The organism is Streptococcus sp. UBA3373 (assembly GCF_002360305.1).
Taxonomy (GTDB): Bacteria; Bacillota; Bacilli; order Lactobacillales; family Streptococcaceae; genus Streptococcus; species Streptococcus alactolyticus.
On record NZ_DEQF01000009.1, the window covers coordinates 1 to 6,122 of the forward strand.

Consider the following 6,122-nt stretch of genomic DNA (forward strand, 5'->3'; position numbering starts at 1 on the left):
CAGAAATTATAGAGCCGAAAAAAGCAGTCTTGTCGATAGGCAAGGCTGCTTTTTGTGTTGTTAAGATCATCAAAAAAACCACCTCAACTATGAGGCGGACATGCTTAGAAATGTTTCTGAATCCATTGCGAAATCAATTTTCGTTCTTCAATCCAAAGCGGTCTATCATCGTAATCATAGGTGCGATTTGTCAAAAAAATCGCTGCTTTTTGCTCCTTGCGATTAATGGCGATATAAGGTCCAGTATAGCCTGTATGGTCCAACCAGTCCCCTTCCTTGTTCCAAGCTAGAGAGCGCTCCTTTGCCGTACTGCTAAAATTACGCCAAATGCCACGAGCAAAGTCGTCCGTCAAATAATGCTGGCAGAACACTTCCAAATCCTTGACCGTTGAAAACAAGCCCGCAGAACCTGAGTGATGGCCCAAAACCTTAGCTTTGGGATCATGAACCATACCGTCCGTAACACCTGAAAGCGTTGGAACCGCCCCTTTTACAGGACCAAAGCTGGTCTTTTCCATCCCAAAAGGCTGGAAAACAAGCTCCTTGAAAATCTCATCCAAGGATTGCCCCAACTGGTATTCTAACATGAAACCTAGCAGCAAAAAGTTAATGTCGGTGTACAAAAAAGCTTTAGAGTCGGTCACTCGAATGTGATTGATAGCCGCTTTCAACTCCTGTGCGTTTAGCTTATCACGGTTAGGAATAAAAGGATCAATGCCACTGCCATGGGTTAAGAGTTGCCGCAAGGTCACCGTATTGTCCTGAAAATCAGGGTAACAGTGCACCAAAGGGGCGTCTAAATCCCAATTTTTCTCCTGCCAAAGCGAAATCATCACCGTTCCCACACCGACAACTTTTGATACTGAGGCTAAATCGTAAATGCGATTGGGTTGAACAGGTGTTTTCCCATCAATTGTACCAATGTAATGCTCCGTCCACTGACCATTTTTAAAAAGAGCCACAGAGGCTCCATTGTAAATATGACGTGTCATTTGGTCATGGACAATATCTAATAAATCCATCACTTTGTAAACCAAATTTCAATGCGATTAGGGTCTGAAAGTACAAGGACTTTTTCTTTTTTGTCTAAGTAAACCTCTTGACCCTTTTGTTCTAGAAAATCAGACAAGTGTTTCAAATCATAGTCTTGGGGTACTTGGCATTCCAAAATCTCCAAATCCCATGTTTCATGCGGTTCTACTGTCAAATCAGGTCCACTGGCCTGAACAAAACGCATATCCACAAGAAATTCCCCAGCAAAAACATCGTCGTAGAAAGCACGTGCTGCAGCTTCATCAGCGACATTAAGCGTGATTTGCTCAAATTGAAAATCTGAAACGATAGCCAAGTCTCCGTTTTGAGGGAAGCTCTTTGGCTCAATTTCTTTCAAAGTGGCTACATCGTCTTCTGCGTGCAGCAAGAAGAGATCACCTTCTGGAGAAATCGTTTCAAAAGCGAAACCTTTGTCGCCTTCAAACAAACGTTCAACAACAACACCATTTCCTAAAACAGCCAATAACTCGTTTGCATTTGGGAGTTTAACGACCAGTTGATTGGTCTTTTTAGTGCCCTCTACAGCTCTTGTACGGGGATGTGGCGATTCTTCAATGATGAAACTAGCCTTTTTATTTTTAGCTGAAAAAATAGCAAGGGCGTTCTCCTCAACTACCAATTTAAATCCTAGTCGTTTGTAAAAATCAATATTGTGGTCACGGTTATTCACGCGTAAAACGGGGTGTTTAAAGGTGATGCCGTCAAATAATGTCATTTATCTCTCCTTGCTATGTTGTGTAATGCCAAAAGCATCTCTTATATAAGCGGCTACTCTATTGTAGAAAAAAAAATAGCATTTGACAAGAAATTATGTGCTTTTTAGGCTCTATAATTTCTGTAGTAGACACTACCAGCCAGAGATGACTCTTGAATGCCCATAAACGTTAATATAATCGTGTTGATTAACGCTTTGAGAATTGTAGCTTTCTTAAGATCCTTTTTTATCTCATTTATCATTCTTTGATAAATGTCAGTAATACCAAGCACCTATTAGAGACTTTATTCGTTTATTATCTAACCTATTATTTCAGACCACGGGTTATCAAGAGATTATCAAAAATGAGTTTTCGAAACTTATGTAATTGATAAACTAGAATAGCAATGTTAATCATAAAAGTCAATTTGATAGATTAGATTTTTTGTCTCTTAATAATTTTTCAATTTTATCAACATGATACTTCCAATACAATAAACCAATGATTGTAATAGGTATTTCTAGCAAAACAAAACGGATTGCTATAGTAAAACTCAAGCCAACAACCAGCATATATGCCATTTCAACTATACTAGATATTAAAAATATAGTAAGTACTTGGATATAGATGTTTTTTCTGAAATTTGATGGAGTATTTAAATAATAACTCTAAAGCAAACACTTCAACATATCCGAATATTATGAATATAATAATATTGATCCAAGACGTTAAACTTGAATTTATGAGAGTAAAATATAGATTGTAGATTGCACCAATGCAAAGCAAGAGTAGAAGTTTTTTTAAGTATTTCACCACTAATCCTCTAGGTTTCCTCCTTATTAAAATTTGTCACGTTTGACATTATTAGTATAGCTCCATCAATAAAATTTATATTCTTTTGGCCTATAAGTTGCAAAAATCAACATATAAGATGCACAGAGGAGATTCTTCCCAAAAAAGAAAAAAACAATTTGGTTCTCTCTTGATGTTAGCTGAGGTCACCCCACTACAGTTGACAAGGAGCCACTTTTTAGCAAAAGAAAAAGAGCCTAAACAGGCTCTTAAAAAACAGGTATTATAAATACAAGAATTTGAATAGGCAAACGGCTGCAATAGCTGCAAGAATTGGAGCTACTACTGGTACCCAAGCATACCACCATTTAGAATCACCCTTGTGTTCACCAAGAACTGATTTTGGAAGCAAAGCATGGACAATACGTGGACCAAGGTCACGCGCTGGGTTAAGACCTGGACCTGTAGGACCTCCAAGTGAAGCCACCAAAGTCATTACAAGGAAACCAAGACCCAAGTGTGCTACTGCAAGTGATCCTGTTGTGTAAGGAACTACTTGGCTTGTTGCTGTTGTCACATCATAACCGTAAGTTGTCAAGCGTGTGATCAATTCAGCACCAAAGTAGTTTTTCGTCAAAGCCATAGCGCCAAAGAATAGGACAAATGAACCTAAGAATTCGTTTAGGAAACCATTGATCCAAGCAGCTTTGTGGCTTGCTTGTGTGCCATCGTCAACAGCTGAAATAGTTGAGAATGAACCAAGAATAGCATTTGGGTTTTCTGTTTTGAGGTAGAAAGGTTTATGAGTCATCACAACAAGCAATTGACCGCACATTGCACCTAAGAATTGAGCAAGAATATATTGTGGAACGTGAGCCCAATCAAATAAACCAGAAATAGCAAGTGCCAAAGTAAAGGCTGGGTTAATGTGGTTTCCTGAAACATTACCAAACATAAGTGCTGGAATCATCACACCAAATCCATAACCAACGGCAATGATAATCCAACCAGATCTGTATCCTTTTGTCCCTTTAAGTTCAACGTTAGCAACAGCACCATTTCCAAGGATAATAAGGAATGCCGTCCCGATAAATTCTGTGATGTATTTCACAGTCCATGTAACATCCATGTGTCTTTTGTTTCCTCCAAAATTATAGTTTAGACAAGTATCATTTTATCAAGTATAATAGACAATGTAAAGGCTCTCTTTAAAATAAAAACGTTTACTTTTATAGAAAGGAAGTTTCATGAAATACAATCAATTCTCTTTCATCCCAAGACCTGTCGCCATTGTTGAACAAGAATTGCAAGCCTTAGGATTTGACCTCAACCAAAAGCATGAAGACAAGATGGCTTTGGAAAATTTCTGCCGCAAAATCTTCTTTAACTATGAGGATACGGACTATCCACTCCACAATCTTTTGGCTGATTTTGGCACAGATTTGCTGACCTTTTTCCAATCTGATGCGCCTTTGACAACGGATATTTTCAACACCGTTGCACTGCAATTGCTGGGCTTTATTCCTCATGTGGATTTCACAGATACGAATGCATTTGTAGAAAAAATAGCCTTTCCTGTGCATTATCAAAAAGGGCATATGCTTGAGACGCTTTACCATCTACTAGCCAGCCGAAATAAATCTGGCATGACCTTACTAGATGATGTGGTTAGTCGTGGGCTTATCCCCGTTGACAATGACTACCACTTTTTTAATGGCAAATCTCTAGCTACCTTTGATACGACAGATGTCGTCCGTGAGATTGTTTATGTGCAAGCTCCGATTGACACGGACCAAAACGGTAAAAGCGACTTGATTAAGGTTACTATTATTCGTGCAAAAAGCAAGCACCCCTTACCAACCATGATGACAGCAAGCCCTTACCACGCAGGGACAAATGGCCTTGCTAATGACAAAAAATTGTACAAAATGAAAGGGGAATTAGCGGTTAAACCAGTGGGCAAGATAAACGTTGAAACGCATGATTTTGAGCCTTTAAACTTAGCTGACGAGGACCTGCCTGTTGGAAATAGTGAAGAAAGCTTCCACTTTATTGACCCCTACACCCTGAACGATTACTTCCTTGCGCGTGGTTTTGCAAATATCTATGTTTCAGGCGTCGGAACAGCGGGTTCTGATGGCTTTATGACCAGCGGCGACTATGCCCAAGTGGAAAGCTTTAAAGCGGTGATTGATTGGTTAAATGGCAGAGCGATTGCCTTTTCTAGCCATCGTCGCGACAAGAAAGTATTAGCAGATTGGGCTAGTGGCTTGGTGTGTACAACTGGGAAATCTTACCTAGGAACCATGTCAACGGCTCTTGCAACCACTGGTGTGGACGGTTTGAAGGTTATTATTTCCGAGTCAGCTATTTCATCTTGGTATGATTATTACCGTGAAAATGGTCTTGTTTGCAGCCCTGGTGGCTATCCTGGTGAGGACCTTGACGTATTGACCGAATTAACCTATTCACGCAATTTATTGGCTGGAGATTACCTCCGTCACAATGCGCATTACCAAGACTTGCTTGATGCTCAATCCGCTCAATTGGACCGCACGTTTGGGGATTACAATCAATTTTGGCATGACCGCAATTATCTACCACACGCTGATAAGGTACAGGCGACTTGCGTCTTTACTCACGGGCTTCAGGACTGGAATGTCAAGCCGCGCCATGTTTTCAACATTTTCAATGCTCTGCCTGACACGGTCGAAAAACACGCCTTTTTACACCATGGCGAGCACGTTTACATGCACAATTGGCAATCCATTGATTTTCGTGAAAGCATGAATGCCTTGCTTTCAGAAAAAATGCTCGGTCAAGACAATCACTTTACGCTACCGACGGTTGTTTGGCAAGATAATAGCCAACCACAAAGATGGGAAAAATTGGACACATTTGGTAGTGACAAACAAGTGACCCTTGCTCTTGGTAGTGAAGAGCGAGTCATTGATAACCAGTATGACGAAGCTGATTTTGAACGTTATGGCAAGCAGTTTAGAACATTTAAAAAAGACTTGTTTGCTGGCAAAGCCAATAGCATTTGCCTTGATTTTCCAGTGGAAGATAGCTGGCGTATCAACGGTCAAATGACCCTGCATCTGAAAGTGAAATCAAGTGTCAATAAGGGTATCTTGTCTGCTCAGGTACTTGATTACGGTGAGAAAAAACGTTTCAAAGACCTGCCAGCTGTCCTTGGTTTACACGCCATTGACAATGGACACAATTTCTCTCGCGAGGCTCTCAAAGAATTGCCATTTACTAAAACACCTGAGCGTGTGATTACGAAAGGGCTTATGAACCTGCAAAATCGCACGGATCTCATGACTATTGAGGACGTTACTGCTGATAAGTGGATGTGCTTTGACTTGACCTTGCAACCAAGCCTTTACCAACTAGAAAAGGGCGATACGCTGCGTGTCTTGCTTTACACCACTGATTTTGAACATACGATTCGTGATAATAGCAAGTACCACTTAACCGTGGATTTAAGCCAGTCATACTTGCATTTGCCTATCGATGACTAACACAAAAAGAAGTCAAATCTGATATTTGACTTCTTTGGCTCTATAATTTCTGTAG

At 40.2% G+C, this 6,122-nt stretch carries 4 protein-coding genes; 1 reads left to right on the plus strand and 3 read right to left on the minus strand.

The window, feature by feature from the left end; all coding sequences use genetic code 11:
• Window positions 1-104: 104 nt before the first annotated feature.
• From B3R79_RS01545 to gla, 3 genes are all read right to left on the minus strand, one after another.
• Complete coding sequence (locus tag B3R79_RS01545; RefSeq protein WP_293693371.1) at window positions 105-1,025, minus strand: serine hydrolase domain-containing protein; 921 nt, start codon at window positions 1,023-1,025, stop codon at window positions 105-107.
• Window positions 1,022-1,768, minus strand: coding sequence for a CppA N-terminal domain-containing protein (locus B3R79_RS01550; RefSeq protein WP_293693373.1), 747 nt, complete (start codon window positions 1,766-1,768; stop codon window positions 1,022-1,024). Before B3R79_RS01550 ends, B3R79_RS01545 begins: the two co-directional genes overlap by 4 nt.
• A gap of 1,055 nt (window positions 1,769-2,823) precedes the next feature.
• On the minus strand, window positions 2,824-3,669 hold the full coding sequence (gene gla, locus B3R79_RS01555; RefSeq protein WP_168260351.1) for an aquaglyceroporin Gla: 846 nt from the start codon (window positions 3,667-3,669) through the stop codon (window positions 2,824-2,826).
• A 118-nt stretch (window positions 3,670-3,787) separates the two neighbouring features.
• Here gla and B3R79_RS01560 point away from each other — a divergent pair, with 118 nt between their 5' ends.
• Complete coding sequence (locus B3R79_RS01560) at window positions 3,788-6,067, plus strand: Xaa-Pro dipeptidyl-peptidase (protein WP_293693375.1); 2,280 nt, start codon at window positions 3,788-3,790, stop codon at window positions 6,065-6,067.
• Window positions 6,068-6,122: the final 55 nt, after the last annotated feature.